Origin of the sequence: Thermostichus vulcanus str. 'Rupite' (genome assembly GCF_022848905.1) — a bacterium.
Classification (GTDB): Bacteria; Cyanobacteriota; Cyanobacteriia; order Thermostichales; family Thermostichaceae; genus Thermostichus; species Thermostichus vulcanus_A.
Genome location: NZ_JAFIRA010000003.1, coordinates 60,677 through 79,658, shown reverse-complemented (window position 1 = coordinate 79,658; position 18,982 = coordinate 60,677). Strand labels below are relative to the sequence as shown.

Sequence of the window (18,982 nt, the reverse complement as noted above, 5' to 3'; positions counted from 1 at the left end):
TCCTCAGCACTTGTGAAGCGGGTCATTTCCTGTTAGCAGTGGTCTGGGGAAAACAGCGGATCGGTCTCCACCGGGAGAAGTTGCAGTGACAGATTATGGTCTCCGGCCCGCTAACGCGAGCGGTCAAGATTTTGACTTAGGCACCACGCTGCGACAGATACGTCGTCTGTTGCCGCAGTTGCAGCGGCTGGGTAGCCAAATCAAACGTCAGGCGCTGTTGGCCCTCTCTGAAGCGTTGCTGGAGCGTTCTGATCTGTTGCTGGAGGCCAACACTCTGGATCTGGAAAGCTGCCGCGAGCAAACCCTGCCGGAGTGGATCCTGAATGGCATGAAGCTCACCCCCGAACGCCTGCAACGAGCAGCCCAGTTGCTGGCCCGTTTGGCCCAACAACCGGATCCGATCGGCCGATTGGAGGGGGGGTATCGGCAGGAAAATGGGATACTCCTGAGCCGTTACCGGGTGCCTTTGGGGTTAATCGCCCTCGTTTACGAGATTTATCCGGAATTTGCCTTGAATGGCATTGGTATGGCCCTCAAAACCGGGAATGGTGTGATTGTGGCGGGGAGTGGCCCAATTCAAAAAACCCACCAAGCCATCGTGGAGCTATTGGCAGAGACTGCCTACGAACACGGGATCCCCGAAGGAGCGATTCAATCTTGCCCTGCACGAACTGGAGGATCCTCGTTATCCCCTCAGGATTTGATGGCGGATTCACAAGAGGATTCCCCCCTGTTACCCCTACTGCAGCAAACCCGCTATCTGGATCTGGTGATTCCCTGCGGTCGTCCCGGCTGGGTGGAGTTTCTGTTGCAAGCAAGCAAAGTGCCGATCTTGATGACCCACTTGGGCTATGGCCATATTTATCTGGATCGCACTGCCCCCTGGCCTTTGGTGAAGTCGGTCTTGCTGGATCATCTGGCTCAGTACGGCTCGGAAGGGATCCCGATTTACCAACCCCTCACCCTCTGGCTGTTGATCCACCCCGACTGGGCGGCGGCTCATTTGGCTCAGCTGATCGAGGCATTACTCAGCCAAGGGATCGATATTCAAGCGGCAGCCCCAATCCTGGAACACTATCCCGAGTTGCACCCGATTGGGGAAGGGTTTGATTCCACAGAACGGCCCCACCTGCGCCTACAACCCATCTCCGATCTGGCGGAGGCGATCACCTGGATTAATAAAAACGGCTACCATCAATCAGAAACGATCCTCACCGATAGCCAATCGGCAGCGCAGCGCTTCCTACAGGAGGTGGATGCAGCTCTGATCCACATCAATACCTCTCCTCTGTCGGCGGGGCGAGGGGCCGGGATCCCAACCTTAGGGGCGTTTCGGGATTTATCGCTGGGCGTTTCGATCCAACGGCTGCACGTGCGTGGCCCGATTGATGTCGAAGCCTTGACAACGGTGAAGGTGGTCGCCCAAGGTGGCTTGTGGTGAGGGAGCCGAGCTCTTGCCCAAGCCCGTCCTGCAGAGATGATCTGCCTGCCAAAGAACCAATCAGCGTCCAGTTTGCAAAGGGAGCACGTTTTTGGGGATTGACCTGCGCAGTTATGTATTTTTGGATCGGCTACAGCCACAGTATGCTGCCTATCTGGGTACGGTAGCCTATGGGTTTTTGCCCCTCCCCGGCGATACCTCCCTGTGGATCGAGATTTCTCCGGGTATTGAGATTAACCGCATCATGGATGTTGCCCTCAAGTCCACGTCGGTGAAGCCGGGGCTACAGGTGGTGGAGCGCCTTTATGGCCTTTTGGAGGTGCACTCCAGCAACCAAGGGGATACCCGCACCGCTGGTCGTGCCATTTTGGCGGCTTTGGGGGTGAGAGAACAGGAACGCCTCCGGCCCCGCATCATCTCCAGCCAGATCATCCGCAACATCGACCCCCACCAGACCCAGTTGATTAACCGTTCCCGCCGTGGTCAGATGCTGTTGTCGGGGCAAACCCTTTACATTCTGGAGGTGCAACCGGCGGGCTATGCGCCCTTGGCCGCCAACGAAGCGGAAAAATCCGCCCAGATCAACATCTTGGAGGTGATGCCCTTCGGCAGCTTTGGCCGTGTTTATTTGGGGGGAGAAGAACGGGATATTTTGGCCGCTTGTCGGGCTTCTGAGGAAATTTTGGCGGGGGTTTCCGGTCGGGATCCCCTTTTGATAGAGGCAGAGGTGTAACCCCATGGCTGAATCGGATCGTCGTCCTCAGTTTTCCCCTCGCCTGTCCCCCCTGCTCCGGCGCAGCGATCTTTCCCAGGCGGATCGGGTGAGGTTATTAACCGAGTTGGCCTCTCCCTACCGGAGCTTGCGCCGCTTTATCTACCTGGCGGTGGGATCCTCGGCCACCATCGGGGCATTTGTGTTTTTCTTTCGGGCCTTGGCAGGTCGAGAGTTGAGTGTGACCTTGCCCAGTTTGGCCCTGCAATTGGGGATCCTAGCCGCTATGCTCGGCCTGAATCATTGGGAAGGGCGGGCTCGTAAACGGTTGGTTGGGCGGGTGGAGCAGCGTTTGGGCATTAACCCTTCTCAATCTTCTGCCCCACTGGTCTCTTCTGAACCTGATGAACCTGAGTGCTAGCCCAGGTCGGGGTCGTCATCGTATTCCTGGTATTCCTGATCCTCAGCCGCGCTGCGCAGATAGCGACGCTCGGTACGGCGATAGGGATCCGGCTGCTGCCACCGGGGCCATTTTTGGCCGATTTGGATGGCGAGAAAGGCAATCAGAGCCACTAACACCGCCAAGGTGAGAATCGGAATCACCAAGACCACAATCGCTATCCCAACGTAGATGGCCACCTTTGGCAGGGCCGGATCGACCCCCAGATGTCGGCTGCGCACCCAATCGGTGAGTCGTTGATCCCATTCCCGCAGGCGCGGTTTGCTCTCTTCGAAGATCTCTTGCAAAATTGGCCCTAGGCGACGCAAGTTCCCCTGAGTTTGTGTCCTAAAATCCCGCATCGAGCGCCCCATAAGGATCCCTTGCCAGCTTCAGCCCTATCCTAGCCCACCCCCAGCCGCCGCTTGTAAAACCAAACCCAAAGCCAAACGGGGTCATCTGCGCGGATGTAAATTTGTTTGAACATTTGAATCTGAGATTTTGGAGGCTTCGCGGGACTACAGTACACTGAGGGCACTTGCGCAGTGGTGTTGCTGCCACGCCAATTCAGTAAACGCTTTTTTCGACCTGCTCGACTGGAGAACGCTAATGGCTCACTCGGTCAAGATCTACGACACCTGCATCGGTTGTACCCAATGTGTGCGGGCTTGTCCCACCGATGTGTTGGAGATGGTGCCCTGGAAGGGTAACAACAAGGCCGGGATGATCGCGGCCTCCCCTCGCACCGAGGATTGTGTTGGCTGCAAACGCTGTGAAACTGCTTGTCCCACTGATTTCCTTAGTATTCGGGTTTACCTAGGCCCTGAAACCACCCGCAGCATGGGCTTGGCCTACTAAGTCTGGCAGTCGGCTGCAAACCTATACTGGGGGGATCCATTCCCCCTCTTTTCGTGGTTGCACTAGCGATACAGCTGGTGTTGGCGAATGTACTGCTCAACAGCGGTGGGTACTAGGTAGCGGATGGATCCCCCTTTGCGGATTTGTTCCCGCAGATAGGTGGACGATAGCGTCAGGGTCGGTGCTTCTAGCACTTCTGCCTGCAGCGGTAGCTTTTCAGCTACTGCCCGCAGCACCTGCAGTGCATCACCGGCATCGACGCGGGGAGCAACAATCCAGTGGCAGATCTGGGCTAATTCCTGCGCTTGGTGCCACTGGGGCAAATCCCGCAAGGCATCGACACCGATGATCCAGTACCACTGGGTGTCGGGTTGCTCCTGGATGAGACTGCGCAGCGTTTCGATGGTGTAGGAGCGCCCTTGGCGGTGAATCTCCAACTCCGAGCAGGCGAAGCGCTCGTGATCGGCAATGGCCAACTTCACCATAGCCAGGCGGTCGGCGGTGGTGGCACCAGAGGCTAAGGGCTTGTGGGGGGGATCCCCGGCAGGCATCCACAGGACTTGATCCAGGTGGAACTGCCAAAGGGCCTGCTCCGCCATGATCAGGTGCCCCTGGTGGACGGGGTTAAAGGTACCTCCCAAAATGGCAACCCGCCGGGATTTGAGGATGGAAGCACTCATGGTTGCTGGCTCAGGTAGGTGATGGCAGCGCGCAGCCAGTCTTCCGTTTGTTGGGGTTGCGGGGGCAGGGCTTGCAGAGCTGTATAAATTTCGCTGGCGCTGTAGCCGAGGGCAAGGAGGGCCATTTCTACTTCTTCGCGGATGGGCATAGGGGGGCCTCCAGCTAAGATTTGTTCACTCACTCCCGCCCCCTGTCGCCAGTTGGCCAATTTGGTTTTGAGTTCTAGAGCCAGCCTTTGGGCAGTTTTGTAGCCCACGCCGGGGGTGCGGGAAAGCACTCGTATATTGTCGGTGACCACGGCTTGCACCAATTCCGGCAGGCTGAGGGTATTGAGCAGGGCCAATCCCAGCGCCGGCCCCACTCCCGAAACCTTGATCAGCTCCACAAATAAGTCTCGCTCGGCGCCGGAGCCAAATCCATACAACACCAACTCCGTTTCTCGAACCACCAAGTGGGTAAACACCTGGATCGACTCTCCCAAAGCAGGCAATTGCTTGAGGAACCGCTCCGGTGCTTTGACCCGATAGCCGATCCCCTGCACCTCAACGGTCAGGTTGCTCCGTTCCCCCAACTCGATGGCTACCAGATGGCCCATTAAAAACGCGATCATGCTGTCAATCCAACCCGTGTTTAGGATACTGCCAGGCCAAGACTCCGGATCAGCCCCTAGGGGAAGCGCCAAGGAGAATCTAGAATGAAAGAGGCTTGCGGACGGTCATTATGACTTCAACATCGGCATCGGCCACTCCTACCTCGGCGCGCTGGATTTGGCGAGGGCAGTCAGTTCACTACGTCAAACAGGGTGAGCACGGGCAGCCTTTGCTTTTGGTACATGGCTTCGGGGCCTCCACCGACCACTGGCGCAAAAACATCCCCGAATTGGCCCAACATTATCAGGTTTACGCCATCGATTTGCTGGGTTTTGGTCGTTCTGCCAAGCCCAACTGGGATTACCGCACCGAGATTTGGCGGGATCAACTGCGGGACTTTTGCCAACAGGTGGTGCGTCGGCCCGTGGTGGGGATTGGCAACTCCCTTGGGGGCTATGTGGTGCTGAGTTTGGCGGCAGAGTGGCCGGAGTGGATTCGCGGCGTGGTTCTGCTCAATGGGGCGGGTGGCTTTTCCACTCTGGGGGGATCCCCAACGGGATGGAAACAATGGTTGGGTGGCCTGGTGGGTTGGGGGTTGCGCCAGCGCCTGGTGTCGTACCTGCTGTTTCTGTATTTGCGGCAGCCCCGGGTGATTCGAGAAAAGTTAAAACAGGTTTACTATGATCCGGCAGCGGTGACGGATCAGTTGGTTGAAGATATCCATCGCCCCAGCATGGATCCGGGGGCGGCGGATGTGTTTGCGGCTCTGATGCGAGGAGGCCAGAAAGGCCGTTATGTGGATGAGTTGCTGCGCAGTTTGGTGCGTCCGTTGTTATTGATTTGGGGAGAACGGGATCCCTGGATGCGGGCCCGCGAACGCTCCAAGTTGTACCGCGCCCATTACCCGCAGTTGGTGGAGCATTTCATAGAGGCCGGCCACTGCCCTCACGATGAGCGCCCAGAACTGGTGAATCCTTTGATTCGCGATTGGATTGAGACCGGGCTCCCGGCCACCACATCGCCCCCGATTTCTAAGGCTGCCTCTGTCTCAGAATCACCTCCCTAACATCACATCCTTAGCTGTTTGGCAGCTCCTCCTCCGAACCCCCTTCCAACCCGATGGTGTATTTCGACCACTCTCGGTGGGTGCCGCTGCCGACCGCTTTGGAAATTTCAAAATGAAGGGTGCTATGGGGTCGACGGGGTTGGCGTAACAAAGGCATACCGGCCTCACGGGGGGTGCGATTTCCCTTTTTGACATTGCAGCGCACACAGGCACTGACGACATTTTCCCAGGTGTCTCCGCCGCCACGGGAACGGGGAATAATGTGATCGAGGGTGAGATCCTCTCCAGAACAGCCGCAGTACTGACAACGGTGGGCATCCCGATACAGAACATTGCGACGGGTGAGGGGGATCTCTTTGTGGGGAATGTGGACGTAGTGGCGCAGACGAATGACAGTGGGCAAAGGCATGTTGCCGTAGACCACTCTGCCGTTGTGCTCGATTTGTTCCGCTTTGCCCTTGAGTAAAAGAATGACTGCCCGACGCCAACTGGTAATGTTGAGCGGCTCGTAGGAGGCATTCAAAACCAAAACTTTGCCCATAGTGCTACGCACCGCTGACAGGATCCCAAAAACCGATCCAAAAAGGGTCAGCTACCCCAAACTGTGTAAGTTATGCAAAATATTAACACAGCTTCAACCGTTGTCATCGGCTGCCATGTCCTTGGCCAGCACCGGTTTTTTATGGATTGCGGGAGCTCCCGTCTGTCGATAAGTTGGGCAGGCTTACCTCAAAAACGGTACGGTTTTCTTGGCTTTCCGCCCGCAGGTCTCCTCGCAACAGTTCCACCGCTTTTTTAACCAGCGGCAGACCCAATCCGGTGCCTCCCTGTTGTGCCTGATCCAGCTGTGGAACCCGATAAAACTTCTCGAAAATACGGGATAAATGCTCCGATGGGATCTGCACCCCTGTATTGGTGACTTGTAAGTGTAAATGGAGTGAGGAGCCAGAAACCAATAAGTGAATCTGTTCGCCGGCAGGAGTGTATTTGACAGCATTGTTGAGCAATTCACTCAGAATGCGAGTCAATAACCCTGCATCAGTAGTGAAGATAAAGGGATCCGAAGGAATTTGGGGGATGAAAGTGAGTTGACGTTCTTGAAAACGCAAGGCAAACGGCTCCAATACTTCCGTAAGCCGATCCTGTACGCAAAAGCGAGTTACTTCCAGTTGACGGCTACCAGATTCCAGACGTTGTAAATCCAGGAGATCGTTGACCAGATCCAGCTCTTTTTGCCACTCTTGCTTGAGAATGTTAAAGTAGCGGATTTGCTTCTCGGTAATGCCGCTTACCTCCAGCATTTTTAGGGCCATTTTCATGCTGGTGAGGGGAGTGCGCAGCTCGTGGGAGACCATATTGAGAAAATCTTCTTTAAGCTGGTTTAGCTTCATCAACTGCTGTAGCTGATTCTGAGTTTCTTGGTAAAGGCAAGCTTGGCGAATGGCGATACTGCATTGGATGGCTATTTGTTCCGCAAAGCGGATCTCGGCAGGAGTAAACCCTTCATGGGGGAGACGAATTAACTTCAGAAAACCCAGCAGTGAGGTTGTTGTTTTGGATGGGGTCTGTGACACTGAGGCTTCCGAGGGGATCCGATCCTGGAGTTCTGTGTGTAAGGGGCAAGCGACAAGGGTACACCAACCGCGCAGGGGATGATTGGTGCTGAAACAGAGGGTTTGACCCTGCTGCAGTTGTTTTAGAAGGACGGGATCCATCGGCAGTGAGACTTTGCCAATGCTCGGCATAGAGCCTGCAAATTCATAAGCCAGAGTATAGGTGTGGGTTTCTGCCTCAAGAAGAGCAACCCCACAAACGCCCAGGTGTAGGGATTGGGTGAGTTCCTGAGTAACGGTAGTGAGGATGTCTTCTTCAGACAAACTGGAGCGCACTTTATCACTGATCAATCGCAACAGTTGCTCATAGCTCACCAGTTGACGCAGCTCGGCATTGCGCACTTCCACTTGGTATTGCAGCTCGGCGTTGGTGGCCTGCAGTCGTTGGACGAGAACCGCCTGTTGCAGCGCTAGACCCAGTTGATCCGCAAATTGCTTCAGGGATTCGGGCATCCAGGGATCCCAGCTTTTGGGGGCCGTGCAGTGATGGGCGATCAACAGACCCCAGAGGCACTCTTGCTCGGTAGAAGTGTGGGAGGAATCCGCTTGCAGAATGGGCACCACCAAGTTTGCCCGCACTTGTAAACTCGCTAGCAACTCCCGGTGACAGGGTTGAACTGAAGCGGTGTCGATATCTTCAATGGCTGAAATGCGGCCCTGCTGATAGGGGTGGTGCCACCCGCTCATGAAGCAGGGATCTTCAATGACTCGACCCAGCAGGCTGAATTTCGATTGACTGACAGATTCTGCAACAATTTCTCCGGCCCAGTTGGGTAAAAAACGGTAAATAACCACCCGATCTACCTGTAGCAAGTGGCGAATCTCCCGCACAGTGAAGTTCAAAATGTCTTCGACTTGTGAGAACTGTCGGATCCCTTGCGTGATGCGGCTGAGCAGATGGGTTTGCTGTAATTGATGTTTTTCTGGGGTTAAGTCCTGCACACTGGCAATCATGCCGATTAGATTTCCCTTACCATCTCGCCAGGGAGCATCCAAAATGCGTACCGGAAACCGCTCCCCGTTGCGGCGCATAAAGGTCAGTTCCCATCCCTGCAAAGGCCGACTTTGATTCAAGCCTTGAGTGAAGGCTGCGAAAATAGTCTCCAATTCCTCGGGTGGCCAATAAACATAGGGGGGATCCCGCCCAAGCAGGGCTTCTTTGGGCCAGCCCACCATTTTGGCAAAGGTATCGTTGACGTAGATTTGTTTGCCCTGAAAATCGGCAGCGGCAATGCCCAAGGGGATGGAGTGTTCAATGCCGATGCGCAGATTGAGGGCCTTTTGCAGTTCCTCGGTGAGGATTTCCTCTTCTAGCTGACACAAGGTGGTGAGCGCTTGCTGGGCTTCTGTCGGCAAGGGAGGCTGGGATGGCCGGTGTTCCAGAATCAGGTTCAGGCAGAGATCCTCTTGATTGACAACCCCCAGCAGGGATCCCGTTGCATCCACGACTGGCAAATGCTGAACTCCGTGGGCCTGCATGAACTGAACCAGCGTTAAGGGATCCCGATAGTCGCGGGCAGCAAAGGTCAGCACAGGCGTGGTCATCACCTCCTGAACCGGGATATCCGTCGCCCCCTCACCCTGAGCCAGCCATCGCAATGCATCTGTAGCCGTCAGGATGCCAACCAATTTGTGGGGATCCCCTACCAGGGCATAGCGGAAGGGAGACCCTCTCTGAGCCAGAAATTTAACGACAGAGATGACGGAGTGGGTAGGACTTACCAATAGGGGAACTGGCTCAAGGAACCGCTCCAAGGGTGGAACCCATCCAGAGCCTTGAGTCATAGGCATCATTTCCAATTCGCGCAATTATGAAGCAATCAATCATGGATCAATTTATGAATCAATTCTATTTTTATGTTAAAAGCTGCTTGAGGAAAATGCGCAAAACTACGGAATTCAAGCAAGGTCAACGACCGCGCTCACAAGGGGATAGAGTTTTCCTGGCAATCTTTATAAGTTTAATCCCATTTTCTGGAATTATTGTTTAACGGCTCTCCTGGAAAGATGGTCGGGAGGGAGCGTTTTTGTCCTGGGATCCTTACCCGATTGGGTGTTGACATTTGGAATACCTGAGGCTGTCACCATAAAAAAACAGGAAAGCCGTTTACAGCCCTTTCGCTAGTCACCTAGCACGGGGGAATCCCCGGAGCCCTTTCAAAATGGGGTCAGGACACAACAGTTGTTGTAGCAAACCCGCGAAAGGGCTGTAACTAGCCCTTCTTTTGGGTCTTTTTGGATTTGGAGTGACCCGAGGAAGAAGTTGAGTCGGATCCCTTGGGCTTTTCAACGGGTTGCTGGGTAAGACTGGGACGACGTTTATGCCAGTCGGTGCTTTGCTCGTAAGCGTAGGCAACCTGTAACACTTTGCTCTCCTGGAGGGCATTACCCACAATTTGTAGGCCAATCGGTAGCCCATCCACAAACCCGCAGGGCAAGCTTAGCCCCGGCAAACCCGCCAAATTCACCGGGATGGTCATCAGGTCGCACAGATACATGCTGAGGGGATCCTCCCGCTCACCTGCTTTGAAGGCTGGGGTCGGCGTGGTGGGGCTGACCAGCACATCCACCTTTTGAAAGGCCTTGAGAAAGTCTTGCTTGATTAGGGTACGCACCTTCTGGGCCTTTAGGTAATAGGCATCGTAATAGCCGGAGGAAAGGGCATAGGTGCCGATCATAATGCGGCGTTTTACCTCAGGCCCAAAGCCTTGCTCCCGAGTTTTGGCATACATAGGCACCAACGAGTCGGCAGGTGCCCGTAGCCCGTATTTCACGCCGTCGTAGCGGGCCAAATTGGCGGAGGCTTCCGACGGGGCAATGATGTAGTAGGTGGCCAGACCGTACTGAAAACTGGGGCAATCGATCTCGAGGATCTCAGCTCCCAACTCTTGCAGATGTTGAATGGCCGCTTGGACAGCGGCACGGGTTTCATCACCACACCCCTGCCCCAACAGATCGCGGATCACCCCCACCTTCAAGCCCTTGATCTCTGGGATCAAAGCCTGGCTGTAGTCGGGAATGGGTACCTTGAGGCTGGTGGAGTCCATCGGGTCGTGACCGGCGATCCCTTGCAGCAGCAACGCCACATCCTCAACGGTGCGTCCGAACGGCCCGATTTGATCCAAAGAAGAGGCAAAGGCCACCAATCCATAGCGAGACACCAGTCCGTAGGTGGGTTTCAGGCCCACCACCCCACAGAAGGCTGCCGGCTGACGGATCGACCCACCGGTATCGGAACCCAAAGCCACCACGGCTTGATCGGCAGCTACCGCCGCCGCCGATCCGCCGGAGGATCCCCCTGGTACACGAGTTAAGTCCCAGGGGTTGGCGGTGAGTTGAAAAGCAGAGTTCTCAGTGGAACTGCCCATGGCAAACTCATCCAGGTTGGTTTTGCCCACTGTAACCATGCCTGCTGCCGCCAGTCGCGCCGTCACTGTGGACTCATAGGGAGGAATAAACCCCTGCAGGATCTTGGAGGCACAAGTTGTGGGGATCCCCCGCGTACAGAGGTTGTCTTTGATGGCAATCGGGATCCCTGCCAAAGGGCCAATCTCTTCCCCAGCTTGAATCTGGGCATCCACAGCCCTAGCCTGTTGGAGAGCCAGCTCCTCCGTCACTGTGATGAAACTTTTCAGCTGCGGCTCCAGTTGGGTGAGACGATCCAGGTATTCACGGGCGATCTCTTCGGCAGAGCGCTCTTTCTTCACCAACTGGGTATGCAGGGCACGGATCACGGACATAGACCAACTCGCAGGGAAAGGCAAACGCGGATGGGGCTAGACAAAGCCCTCTCTAGGGTAATCCAGATGGGATCCCTTCCCGGCGACTTCTTCGACTGTGGGTCTGACAACCAGGGACACCAGAGACACTAAGAAATGTTAAGCTGCAGAAGGTTTGCATCCTGAAATCAGGTGGGCGCTATGGAATCGGTTTACAGCGGCAGCGACTTTCCCTACACCTTTGTTAACCCTCCGATCTACTCTGCTATTGCCCTGTTCAGTTTTTTTGCGATCATTTTCGGCATTATTTTCAAAGACAAGTTGGAATATCAGGTGGCCTTTTGGCATCTGAACCGGGATAGCCAGGCGCAGATTCGTTACCGCACCCCTGGGGTTATCCTCACCTACGGCCTTTGTTGTCTGTTTACCTTTGGTTTTGTGGCCGCTTGTCTGTACGTATTTGGGCTATCCCTGGCTTTGGCCGGTCTGGTGGGCGGGATCCTGGTGCTGTTCACCGGGGGTTTGGTGTGGTGGCAGATGGGATCCCTGTTGGAGCTGCTGGTGATGGGTGGATCCCAGGCCATCGATATCGACTCCTACGGGGCCGGGGCAGCGTTGGATCCCAAGGCAAAAACCGTTACGGAAAGCGAGTAGAGGGCCACCTGAAAGGTTCTGAAAAATAATTTGGAGTGCTGATTTCAGCTTTTATGCAGCCCATTTGGCAAGCCATTGCTCAGCACCTGTCGGAAGCGACAGGGGATCCCTTGCAAACCTTGCAGTATCGCTCTGTCAGTGGTGGCAGCATCAACGCCACCTATCGGCTTTCCTGTGGTCAAAAAGACTACCCAAAAGACTACTTTGTCAAGTTGGCCCGTGGAGGCAGAGCTGGGGTGATGGGGGCCTTGGAGATGTTTGCTGCCGAAGCCGCCGGATTACAAACCTTGGCCGCTGCCAATGCCATTCGGGTGCCCCAACCCTTGGTCTGGGGATCCGCTGAAGAGCAAGCCTATCTGGTGTTGGAGTACTTGGATTTGACCTCACCGCGTCCCCAGACCGCCAGTTTACTGGGATCCCAGTTGGCCCAGTTGCACCGCACCCTCTCCCCCAATGGTCGCTATGGCTGGGAGCGCAACAACACGATTGGCTCAACGCCCCAGATGAACCCTTGGGAACAGGATTGGCTGGACTTTTATCGAGAGCATCGGCTCTTCTACCAGGTGAAGCTGGCTTGTCAACAGGGCTATCGCGGTCAGTGGGTCACCCAAGTAGAAAGGGTGATGGCGGAGCTGGAGGCATTTTTCCAGGGCTACAGACCGGATCCGGCCTTGCTCCATGGGGATTTGTGGGGCGGCAACTATGGGGCTCTGCCGGATGGAACGCCAGTCATTTTTGATCCGGCCCTCTACTACGGGGATCGGGAGACGGATCTGGCAATGACGGAATTGTTTGGGGGTTTCCCGGCGGAGTTTTATCAAGCCTATCAGTGGGCCTATCCTTTGGATCCGGGCTACCCCAGACGCAAACCTCTTTACCAGCTCTACCACTGGCTTAACCATCTCAACTTGTTTGGAGAAGGCTATATGGGTTCGGTTAGCCGAGCCCTGCAGCAGTGCCTTAGCTTCCTGGCATGACAACGGCCCCCATATCTCCCAAAAGGCGGGACTGGTTGCGCAGCAAACCTAGCAAATTAAGGCGATTGGCTCGGAGGACAGGATCGGGATCCATCACCAAAACTGCCTCAAAAAACTGTGCCACCTGCGGGGCTGCTTCCTGCAGGGCTTCCACCAACGGGGTAAAGTCTCCCTGAAGGGCGGGCTCCACACCGCGGCGGTAAATCCTTTGGCAGACTTCGTAAAGTTGAATTTCTGCCGGATCCTGCAACTGTTGGGGATCGATCACTGCCGCTGGATCCACAACGTCATAGTCTAAGCTACCTTGCGCCGCCAGCCGGGCACAGCGATTCAAGGTGGGGTACAGATCTGCCAATTCCCCGGTTGCCCGCAGATGTTGCAGATACTCAGCGCGCAAGAGAGTCAGCGGCAAATTGCTCAAGGCTCGCAAAGGGAGATCGGACTGTTCTGACTTTACGGAGTCCCCATCTGAAAGCCTGAGGGATTCAGGATCCCCCAACACTGCCCTGACCAGATCATAATCGATCTGTTTTTCCTCCTGTAAAAGGGTTTGCAGCCGTTGGGCCAAGAACTCCTGCAGCGCTCTCAGGGTATCGGCATCGCCCTCCGCATACTCCTGAACCAGTCTCTGCAGCAGCTGATTCACATCCAATGCCCACTCAGCATCCCAAGCGATCAACACCAAGCTATTGGCCGCCCGCCGTAAAGCGAACCGATCAGAAGATCCAGTCGGGATCCGCCCCAAGCGAAACATGCCCACCAACGTATCCAGGCGATCCGCCCAACCCACTACTCGACCCGTCAAGGTTGTAGGCAGAGCCTCTCCCGCCCCCAGAGGCCAGTAGTGCTGCTCGATCCCGTCTGCTACGGCTTCCGGTTCCCCATCCTGACGGGCGTAGTCGGCCCCCATGATCCCCTGCAACTCTGGGAACTCGTACACCATCTGGGTAACCAAGTCTGCTTTGCACAGTTGGGCGGTGCGATCCACCAGCGCCTGATCCTGCGGTTCTAGGTTCAAGGCTAGGGCAATCTGGCGGCTGATCTGGCGGATGCGTTCCACCTTGTCCCGCATGGATCCCAGCCCTTCCGCAAAGGTAACGGCCTTAAGACGATCCACTTTCTCCGCCAACGGGATCCGCAGATCTTCTTCGTAGAAAAAGCGAGCATCCGACAATCGCGCCCGCACCACGCGGCTATTGCCTGCCCCGATTCGTTCCGACTGTTCAGGGTCACCGTTGGAGATGGTGATGAAGTAGGGCAACAGTTTTTGGGGATCCCGTCGATCTCGGACTGGAAAGTAGCGTTGGTGAGTGATCATCACCGTCTCGATCACCGCAGCCGGTAAGCGGAGAAATTCCGGTTCAAACCGCCCCAAGACTGCCGTTGGCCATTCCACCAATTGCACCACCTCCCGCAGCAAAGCGGGGGGGATCTGGGCCTCTCCATTCACCTGGGTCGCCAGCTTGGCCACCTCTGTCTGAATGGATGCCTGCCGCACCGCCGGATCCGGACTCACCCCTGCGGCTTGCATCTGCTCGCTGTAGCTCTCGGCTTGCTTCAGGATGACCGCTCCTGGCCCCAAAACCCGGTGCCCTTGGCTAACCCGTCCTGCCACCAATCCCGGCTTGGTATTCCCCTCATGGGTGGGTAACAACAAGGGCAACACCTGATCATCCCAGAGAGACACCAACCAGCGAATCGGACGGGGAAACTTCAAATCCCCACAGGCCCAGCGCATCAGCCGTTCGCCGCTCAGCCCCGTAATCCAGCTGGGAGCCAACTCTTGAATCACTGCCGCCGTCGGTCGTCCCCGCACCTTCTGCACCGCAAACACAAAGGATCCCTTGCCCACCTGCCGCACCTCAAGACTGCCGGGATCCACCCCCTGCTTCTGGGCAAATTTCTCGCCGGTGGCGGTGAGTTGGCCATCTTGGTAGGCGATCTGGGCAGGCGGGCCTTTGACTTCTAGGGTGCGATCCGGTTGTTGATTCGGTAATCCCTGCAACAAAACGGCCAAGCGGCGTGGTGTTCCAAAAAGTTGCATCTGCTCTGCTTGCAAATGAGCCTCTGTCAAAGAGGCCGGGATCCCGGTTTGCCACTGCTGCAAAGCTGAGTCCACAAAGCTGGCCGGGAGTTCTTCGCAGCCGACTTCCAGCAAATAGGCAACCATAGCTATCCCATTTATCCCAACTGTGTGACGATCACGGATTCTTTGCCCCAAAATTCAGGACATCTTAGTCTAGCAGGCGGGCTGGGGCAGCAGTTCAGGTAAGATGCCTCACTCAATACCAGCTTTAATACCAGCTTTGCTCCGTCGGCACCCGATGGGCGGGATCCCGTGGCACATGTACCACGATCATGGAAAGGGTGGGTCGATTGCGGGCGATGATCTCCGGTTCTCGCCCTAAGCGGGATGGATTGCGACCTTCGCTGGGGATCAACATTAACAGATCTCCCGGCTGCAGTGCCTTGAGAACTTCCGCCACCACACCCCCCTGCACCCGTTGAATCGGTAAGTTCGGGAAGTCTGTTTCGTCCAACTTCGGCTTAGGAACTGCTCGTTCCCCTCCCGGTCGGGTTTGCACCAAGAGAACCTGCAGACCGGCTTTCAACTCGTTGGCCAAGGTTTGCGCCAATCCCACCGTCTCCTGCAGGGAACGGGCAGATACCTCCGGCTCAGCAGCAGCCAAGAGAATGCGTCGGGTCATTTCGATCGCCACCGGAAAGCGGGTGATCAGCACCGGGATCCCGGCCTGCCGTACTACTGCATCGATGACACTGCCGAAAAAATTCTCTGCATAGGTGGAGTAGCCCTTCCACCCCAGCACCACCAAGCTGGCCTGCCGTTCTGCTGCCGAGCGGACGATCCCTTTATCAATAGAGTCATCCACCCGCCGAATCGGTTCCACCTGGGTCAGGGCACTGTGAGCAAAGGCTTCTGCAAAAGCCAACAACTGCTCCTGCTGGGAAAGCGCTCCCGGTGAAATGCCGGTGCGATCCACCAGCACATGGAGGGGAAGCAGCGTTCCACCCTCTTTTTTGGCCAGAATTAAAGCCAGCCGCAGCAGATTATTCTCGGTATCCGGGTTGGCCACCGGCACCAAGACCCGGCTTCCCCATCGAGGCTTCGGTAATTCCGTCGATTCTGCCAGCACTTCCGTCGGCTGCATTTGTTCCCCCCAGCGGGCGACAATCCAAGGAGAAGCAACACAGGTGACCAGGATCATGGCGATGGTGCCATTCACCGTCAGCTCATCCACCAGCTCCACCTCAAAGGCCACCGTGATTGCCGCCAGCGTTGCCGCCGCCTGAGCCATTGACAGGCCAAACATCACCATCGTGCTAGAGAAGCGCCAGCCAAACAGTTGTGCCGGGATCCAAGCAGCCCCAAACTTGCTCACCACCTCCGCCCCGATCATCACCCCCCCCACTAGCAGAGATCGCGGCTCCCCCAACAGAATGCCGGGGTTGATCAGCATCCCCACCGAGATCAAAAAGAAGGGCACAAACAGGGTATTACCAATGAACTGAATCCGGTTCATGAGCGGACTCAGCTGCGGGATGATCGGCGTAATGGCGGTACCCGCCAGAAAGGCTCCCACCACCGGCTCAATGCCAATCAGTTCTGCCCCATAGGCCACCACAAATAGGGTGGCGATGACGAAGGTAAACTCCGCCCCTTCATCGTGCCCGAAGCGCTGAAAGAACCAACCTCCCAGCTTCGGAACTCCCCAGAGGGTGGCAAAGGTGTAGAGGGTGAGCAAAGGGATCAGGGTAAGCCAAAATTGCAGCGTCAGTTCCCCTTGATGGGCCCGCACCACCACCGCCAGCACCAACAGCGCCAAAACATTGGTGATCAGGGTTGCCCCCAGGGTTGCGGTCACCGTTTGTAGGCGCATCAAACCCAGCTTCGAGACAATCGGCAGGCCAATCAGGGTGTGGGAGGCAAAACAGGAGGCTACCAGCACCGCCGCCAAAAAGTTGTAACCCAGCGCCAGCATGGCCCCGGTGCCAATCAGCATTGGTAACAAAAAAGTGAGGGCACCAAAAATACTGGCCTTGCCCGCATTCAACTTCAAATCCTCCAGGCTGGTTTCCAACCCAGCCATAAACATGAGGAACAACAGCCCCACTGTGCCGAGCAGGATAATGGTGTCGTCCCGCTGCAGGATGCCCAGGCCGTAGGGGCCAACCACCAAGCCGGCCAAGATCAACCCGATGATCCCCGGCAACCGTACCCGCTCAAACAGCAAGGGGGCCACCAGCATGATCGTCATGATGATCAAAAACACCAGCACCGGATTCTCCACCGGGCCAATGGCTACTGCCAGAGGATCCCCATGCATCTGGGTCCAGTTGGCGAACTTGGCAAACATAGATCACCTGACAAACAGCGAATACACCCGAACGGGACAAAGTGCCCGCATGAGTCTATCAGATTCTTACAAGCGGCTTTTAACCGTCCATTCACACCTTGAAAAGACCGTCAGGCAGAATACAGACCGTCTAGTAGCCGCACGCATTAGAATCGGAGGGTAAAAGCTCCTCTGCCGCTTATGAACCAGCTTGCTCCTGGGAAGTTGATCGGTCAGCGCTATCAACTGGTTCAAAGCATCTCAGCGGGTGGCATGGGCCAAGTGTTTAAAGCAATCGACACACGCCTGTTTAATCGTCCAGTGGCGGTGAAGCTCTTGCACCAAAACTTGGCTGGAGACGAGAAGACTCAGCAGCAATTGCGCAAGCGGTTCGGGCAGGAAGTCCGCATCAGCACTTTGCTGGGGGAGCATCCCTCCATTGTCAAAGTGCTCGACTATGGCTTGGAAAGCAATCACCCCTATCTGGTGATGGAGTATCTGACCGGCCACAGCTTGGGTGAGCTGATGCTCAAGTACAAACCCATGCCCCCCAACCGTGTGGTCAATATCGCGCGGCAGGTCTGCGCAGGTCTGTACTATGCCCACAGTCTAGAGACCAATCAAGATGGCCATGCGATTAAAGGAGTCATCCATCGGGATATCAAACCCAGCAATATCTTTGCCATCAAAGACGAAACCTTGGGCGAAACCATCAAAATCCTCGATTTCGGTATTGCCAAGCTGCTCAGCGATGTTTCCATTGCCCTTGGCACCCAGACCACCGGTTTTTTGGGAACCGTGCGCTATGCCTCGCCCGAGCAAGTGCGGGGAGAAGAATTGGATGCCCGCTCTGACATTTACTCGTTTGGGGTGGTGCTGTATCGCATGTTAACTGGGCAACAGCCCCTGCGACCCAAAACCGATTCTTTCCCCGGTTGGTATGACGCCCACAACCACCAGCCTCCTCAACCCTTTGACCGCTCCGCTCTGCCCTACCCCATTCCGGTAGAGCTGGAACAGGTGGTGCTCTCTTGTCTGGCCAAAGACCCGGACCAGCGGCCTCAGGATATGAAAATCCTCAGTGCCCAACTGGAGGGATCCCTGCAACTGGAGGGCACCGCCAGCCTGATTGCCCCCATCTCTCGCATGACACCGCCGACAACCCCGATTTTTTCGGAGCGTACCTTAGCAGCGATGGATGGGCAGGAAGGCACGTATCGACTGATTTCCCCTCAGGAAACTGGACGTAAAGCCTTTGGACACAAAGCTTGGCCGATTTTGGGTGGGGTGGCCCTGATGGTTGCCATCATGACAGGTACCTTTTGGGGGATGCGCCTGCTGTTGGCTCCGGGCGGGAGAACAGAGACCCCCACCGAAGAACCGGATCCAGAAACAGCCGAGACCACCGGGACGGATCCCTCAGAAGCCCTAGATTTAGAAGATCTAGGGTTGTTGCGGGATCCCGAAGGCGAGCTGGTGTTTGAGGATGACCCTGACCCCGCCCTTACCGAATCGGAAACGCAGTCTGAAAGCGAATCTGAAGGAGAGACAACCACAGAAGCGCCTCCAGAACCGGATCCCAGCCCTACCCCTGCTCAGCCGGTGGCCCCTCTTCCTGCTGCTCCTGTTGTTCCTGCACCGGTTGTCCCTCAAGCGCCGCCCCCTGTGGTTACGCCAGCCCCGGCTCCGCCTGTTGCGGCTCCTGTTACCCCCGTACCGGCCCAACCGCTCAATCAACCGTTGTTCCCACAAAGAAATCCGGCGAGTGCTCCTGCTCCTGCCCCGACTGCCGCTGTTCCTAGCGAAGCTCCTACCCCCAGCCGCTTACAGCAACTGCGAGAGGAACGGGAACGCCTGGGAAGGGATTAGGCTCTACA

Annotated in this window: 16 protein-coding genes; 8 read left to right on the top strand and 8 right to left on the bottom strand. The window is 56.2% G+C overall.

All coding sequences use genetic code 11. The features are described 5' to 3' along the window. The first annotated feature begins 85 nt into the window (after nucleotides 1-85). The 3 genes from JX360_RS02405 (at nucleotide 86) to JX360_RS02395 (ending at nucleotide 2,574) form a co-directional block, all read left to right on the top strand. Nucleotides 86-1,441 carry an aldehyde dehydrogenase family protein gene (locus JX360_RS02405; protein WP_244348945.1) on the top strand — a complete coding sequence of 452 codons (1,356 nt, stop codon included), beginning with the start codon at nucleotides 86-88 and terminating at the stop codon, nucleotides 1,439-1,441. 91 nt (nucleotides 1,442-1,532) lie between these two features. Continuing rightward, nucleotides 1,533-2,174, top strand: a complete 642-nt coding sequence (ccmP, locus tag JX360_RS02400) for a beta-carboxysome protein CcmP (protein WP_244348943.1) — start codon at nucleotides 1,533-1,535, stop codon at nucleotides 2,172-2,174. A 4-nt stretch (nucleotides 2,175-2,178) separates the two neighbouring features. After that, nucleotides 2,179-2,574, top strand: coding sequence for a DUF3493 domain-containing protein (locus JX360_RS02395; RefSeq protein WP_244348941.1), 396 nt, complete (start codon nucleotides 2,179-2,181; stop codon nucleotides 2,572-2,574). Here JX360_RS02395 and JX360_RS02390 read toward each other — a convergent pair. Next, nucleotides 2,571-2,966: a hypothetical protein gene (locus JX360_RS02390; protein WP_244348939.1), complete on the bottom strand. Its 396-nt coding sequence runs from the start codon at nucleotides 2,964-2,966 to the stop codon at nucleotides 2,571-2,573. The genes JX360_RS02395 and JX360_RS02390 overlap by 4 nt on opposite strands. 235 nt (nucleotides 2,967-3,201) lie before the next feature. On the opposite strand from JX360_RS02390, the gene psaC reads away from it, so the two are divergent. Further along, nucleotides 3,202-3,450, top strand: coding sequence for a photosystem I iron-sulfur center protein PsaC (psaC, locus tag JX360_RS02385; protein WP_244348937.1), 249 nt, complete (start codon nucleotides 3,202-3,204; stop codon nucleotides 3,448-3,450). A gap of 62 nt (nucleotides 3,451-3,512) precedes the next feature. Here psaC and nadD read toward each other — a convergent pair whose 3' ends face one another. Both nadD and ruvA read right to left on the bottom strand, forming a co-directional pair. Beyond that, nucleotides 3,513-4,130: a nicotinate-nucleotide adenylyltransferase gene (gene nadD / locus JX360_RS02380; protein WP_244348935.1), complete on the bottom strand. Its 618-nt coding sequence runs from the start codon at nucleotides 4,128-4,130 to the stop codon at nucleotides 3,513-3,515. Then, nucleotides 4,127-4,741 carry a Holliday junction branch migration protein RuvA gene (gene ruvA / locus JX360_RS02375; RefSeq protein ID WP_244348933.1) on the bottom strand — a complete coding sequence of 205 codons (615 nt, stop codon included), beginning with the start codon at nucleotides 4,739-4,741 and terminating at the stop codon, nucleotides 4,127-4,129. The genes nadD and ruvA overlap by 4 nt, the downstream gene beginning before the upstream one ends. Nucleotides 4,742-4,851: 110 nt before the next feature. On the opposite strand from ruvA, the gene JX360_RS02370 reads away from it, so the two are divergent. After that, nucleotides 4,852-5,787 carry an alpha/beta fold hydrolase gene (locus tag JX360_RS02370; protein ID WP_244348931.1) on the top strand — a complete coding sequence of 312 codons (936 nt, stop codon included), beginning with the start codon at nucleotides 4,852-4,854 and terminating at the stop codon, nucleotides 5,785-5,787. 10 nt (nucleotides 5,788-5,797) lie between these two features. Here the strand turns inward: JX360_RS02370 and JX360_RS02365 are convergent, their stop codons facing one another. From JX360_RS02365 to gatA, 3 genes are all read right to left on the bottom strand, one after another. Further along, nucleotides 5,798-6,328, bottom strand: a complete 531-nt coding sequence (locus JX360_RS02365) for an HNH endonuclease (protein ID WP_244349023.1) — start codon at nucleotides 6,326-6,328, stop codon at nucleotides 5,798-5,800. Nucleotides 6,329-6,467: 139 nt separating this feature from the next. Then, a complete protein-coding gene (locus tag JX360_RS02360; protein ID WP_244348929.1) occupies nucleotides 6,468-9,185 on the bottom strand; it encodes a GAF domain-containing protein in 2,718 nt (905 codons plus the stop codon). A 428-nt stretch (nucleotides 9,186-9,613) separates the two neighbouring features. Further along, a complete protein-coding gene (gatA, locus tag JX360_RS02355; RefSeq protein WP_244348928.1) occupies nucleotides 9,614-11,140 on the bottom strand; it encodes an Asp-tRNA(Asn)/Glu-tRNA(Gln) amidotransferase subunit GatA in 1,527 nt (508 codons plus the stop codon). Nucleotides 11,141-11,320: 180 nt separating this feature from the next. Between gatA and JX360_RS02350 the strand changes: the two genes are divergently transcribed. Both JX360_RS02350 and JX360_RS02345 read left to right on the top strand, forming a co-directional pair. Next, the gene (locus JX360_RS02350) at nucleotides 11,321-11,773 is read left to right on the top strand and encodes a hypothetical protein (protein WP_244348926.1); all 453 of its coding nucleotides are present in this window, start codon (nucleotides 11,321-11,323) and stop codon (nucleotides 11,771-11,773) included. Nucleotides 11,774-11,826: 53 nt separating this feature from the next. After that, entirely contained in the window at nucleotides 11,827-12,750 is a 924-nt protein-coding gene (locus JX360_RS02345; protein ID WP_244348924.1) for a fructosamine kinase family protein, read from the top strand. Here JX360_RS02345 and glyS read toward each other — a convergent pair. Together glyS and JX360_RS02335 are read right to left on the bottom strand one after the other, a co-directional pair. Further along, entirely contained in the window at nucleotides 12,734-14,920 is a 2,187-nt protein-coding gene (gene glyS, locus JX360_RS02340; protein ID WP_279611178.1) for a glycine--tRNA ligase subunit beta, read from the bottom strand. The two genes, JX360_RS02345 and glyS, sit on opposite strands and share 17 nt — an antisense overlap. 124 nt (nucleotides 14,921-15,044) lie before the next feature. Further along, nucleotides 15,045-17,126 (bottom strand): cation:proton antiporter domain-containing protein, encoded by a 2,082-nt coding sequence (locus tag JX360_RS02335; protein ID WP_244348922.1) that lies wholly within the window; start codon nucleotides 17,124-17,126, stop codon nucleotides 15,045-15,047. Between the two features lie 180 nt (nucleotides 17,127-17,306). Between JX360_RS02335 and JX360_RS02330 the strand changes: the two genes are divergently transcribed. Then, nucleotides 17,307-18,974 (top strand): serine/threonine-protein kinase, encoded by a 1,668-nt coding sequence (locus tag JX360_RS02330; protein WP_244348920.1) that lies wholly within the window; start codon nucleotides 17,307-17,309, stop codon nucleotides 18,972-18,974. The last annotated feature ends 8 nt before the right edge of the window (nucleotides 18,975-18,982 follow it).

Coding starts and splice junctions, on each gene's coding strand:
- JX360_RS02395 (WP_244348941.1), top strand. CDS start 2,179: ATGGCTGAATCGGATCGTCGTCCTCAGTTTTCCCCTCGCCTGTCCCCC.
- JX360_RS02390 (WP_244348939.1), bottom strand. CDS start 2,966: ATGGGGCGCTCGATGCGGGATTTTAGGACACAAACTCAGGGGAACTTG.
- psaC (WP_244348937.1), top strand. CDS start 3,202: ATGGCTCACTCGGTCAAGATCTACGACACCTGCATCGGTTGTACCCAA.
- nadD (WP_244348935.1), bottom strand. CDS start 4,130: ATGAGTGCTTCCATCCTCAAATCCCGGCGGGTTGCCATTTTGGGAGGT.
- ruvA (WP_244348933.1), bottom strand. CDS start 4,741: ATGATCGCGTTTTTAATGGGCCATCTGGTAGCCATCGAGTTGGGGGAA.
- JX360_RS02370 (WP_244348931.1), top strand. CDS start 4,852: ATGACTTCAACATCGGCATCGGCCACTCCTACCTCGGCGCGCTGGATT.
- JX360_RS02365 (WP_244349023.1), bottom strand. CDS start 6,328: ATGGGCAAAGTTTTGGTTTTGAATGCCTCCTACGAGCCGCTCAACATT.
- JX360_RS02360 (WP_244348929.1), bottom strand. CDS start 9,185: ATGACTCAAGGCTCTGGATGGGTTCCACCCTTGGAGCGGTTCCTTGAG.
- gatA (WP_244348928.1), bottom strand. CDS start 11,140: ATGTCCGTGATCCGTGCCCTGCATACCCAGTTGGTGAAGAAAGAGCGC.
- JX360_RS02350 (WP_244348926.1), top strand. CDS start 11,321: ATGGAATCGGTTTACAGCGGCAGCGACTTTCCCTACACCTTTGTTAAC.
- JX360_RS02345 (WP_244348924.1), top strand. CDS start 11,827: ATGCAGCCCATTTGGCAAGCCATTGCTCAGCACCTGTCGGAAGCGACA.
- glyS (WP_279611178.1), bottom strand. CDS start 14,920: ATGGTTGCCTATTTGCTGGAAGTCGGCTGCGAAGAACTCCCGGCCAGC.
- JX360_RS02335 (WP_244348922.1), bottom strand. CDS start 17,126: ATGTTTGCCAAGTTCGCCAACTGGACCCAGATGCATGGGGATCCTCTG.
- JX360_RS02330 (WP_244348920.1), top strand. CDS start 17,307: ATGAACCAGCTTGCTCCTGGGAAGTTGATCGGTCAGCGCTATCAACTG.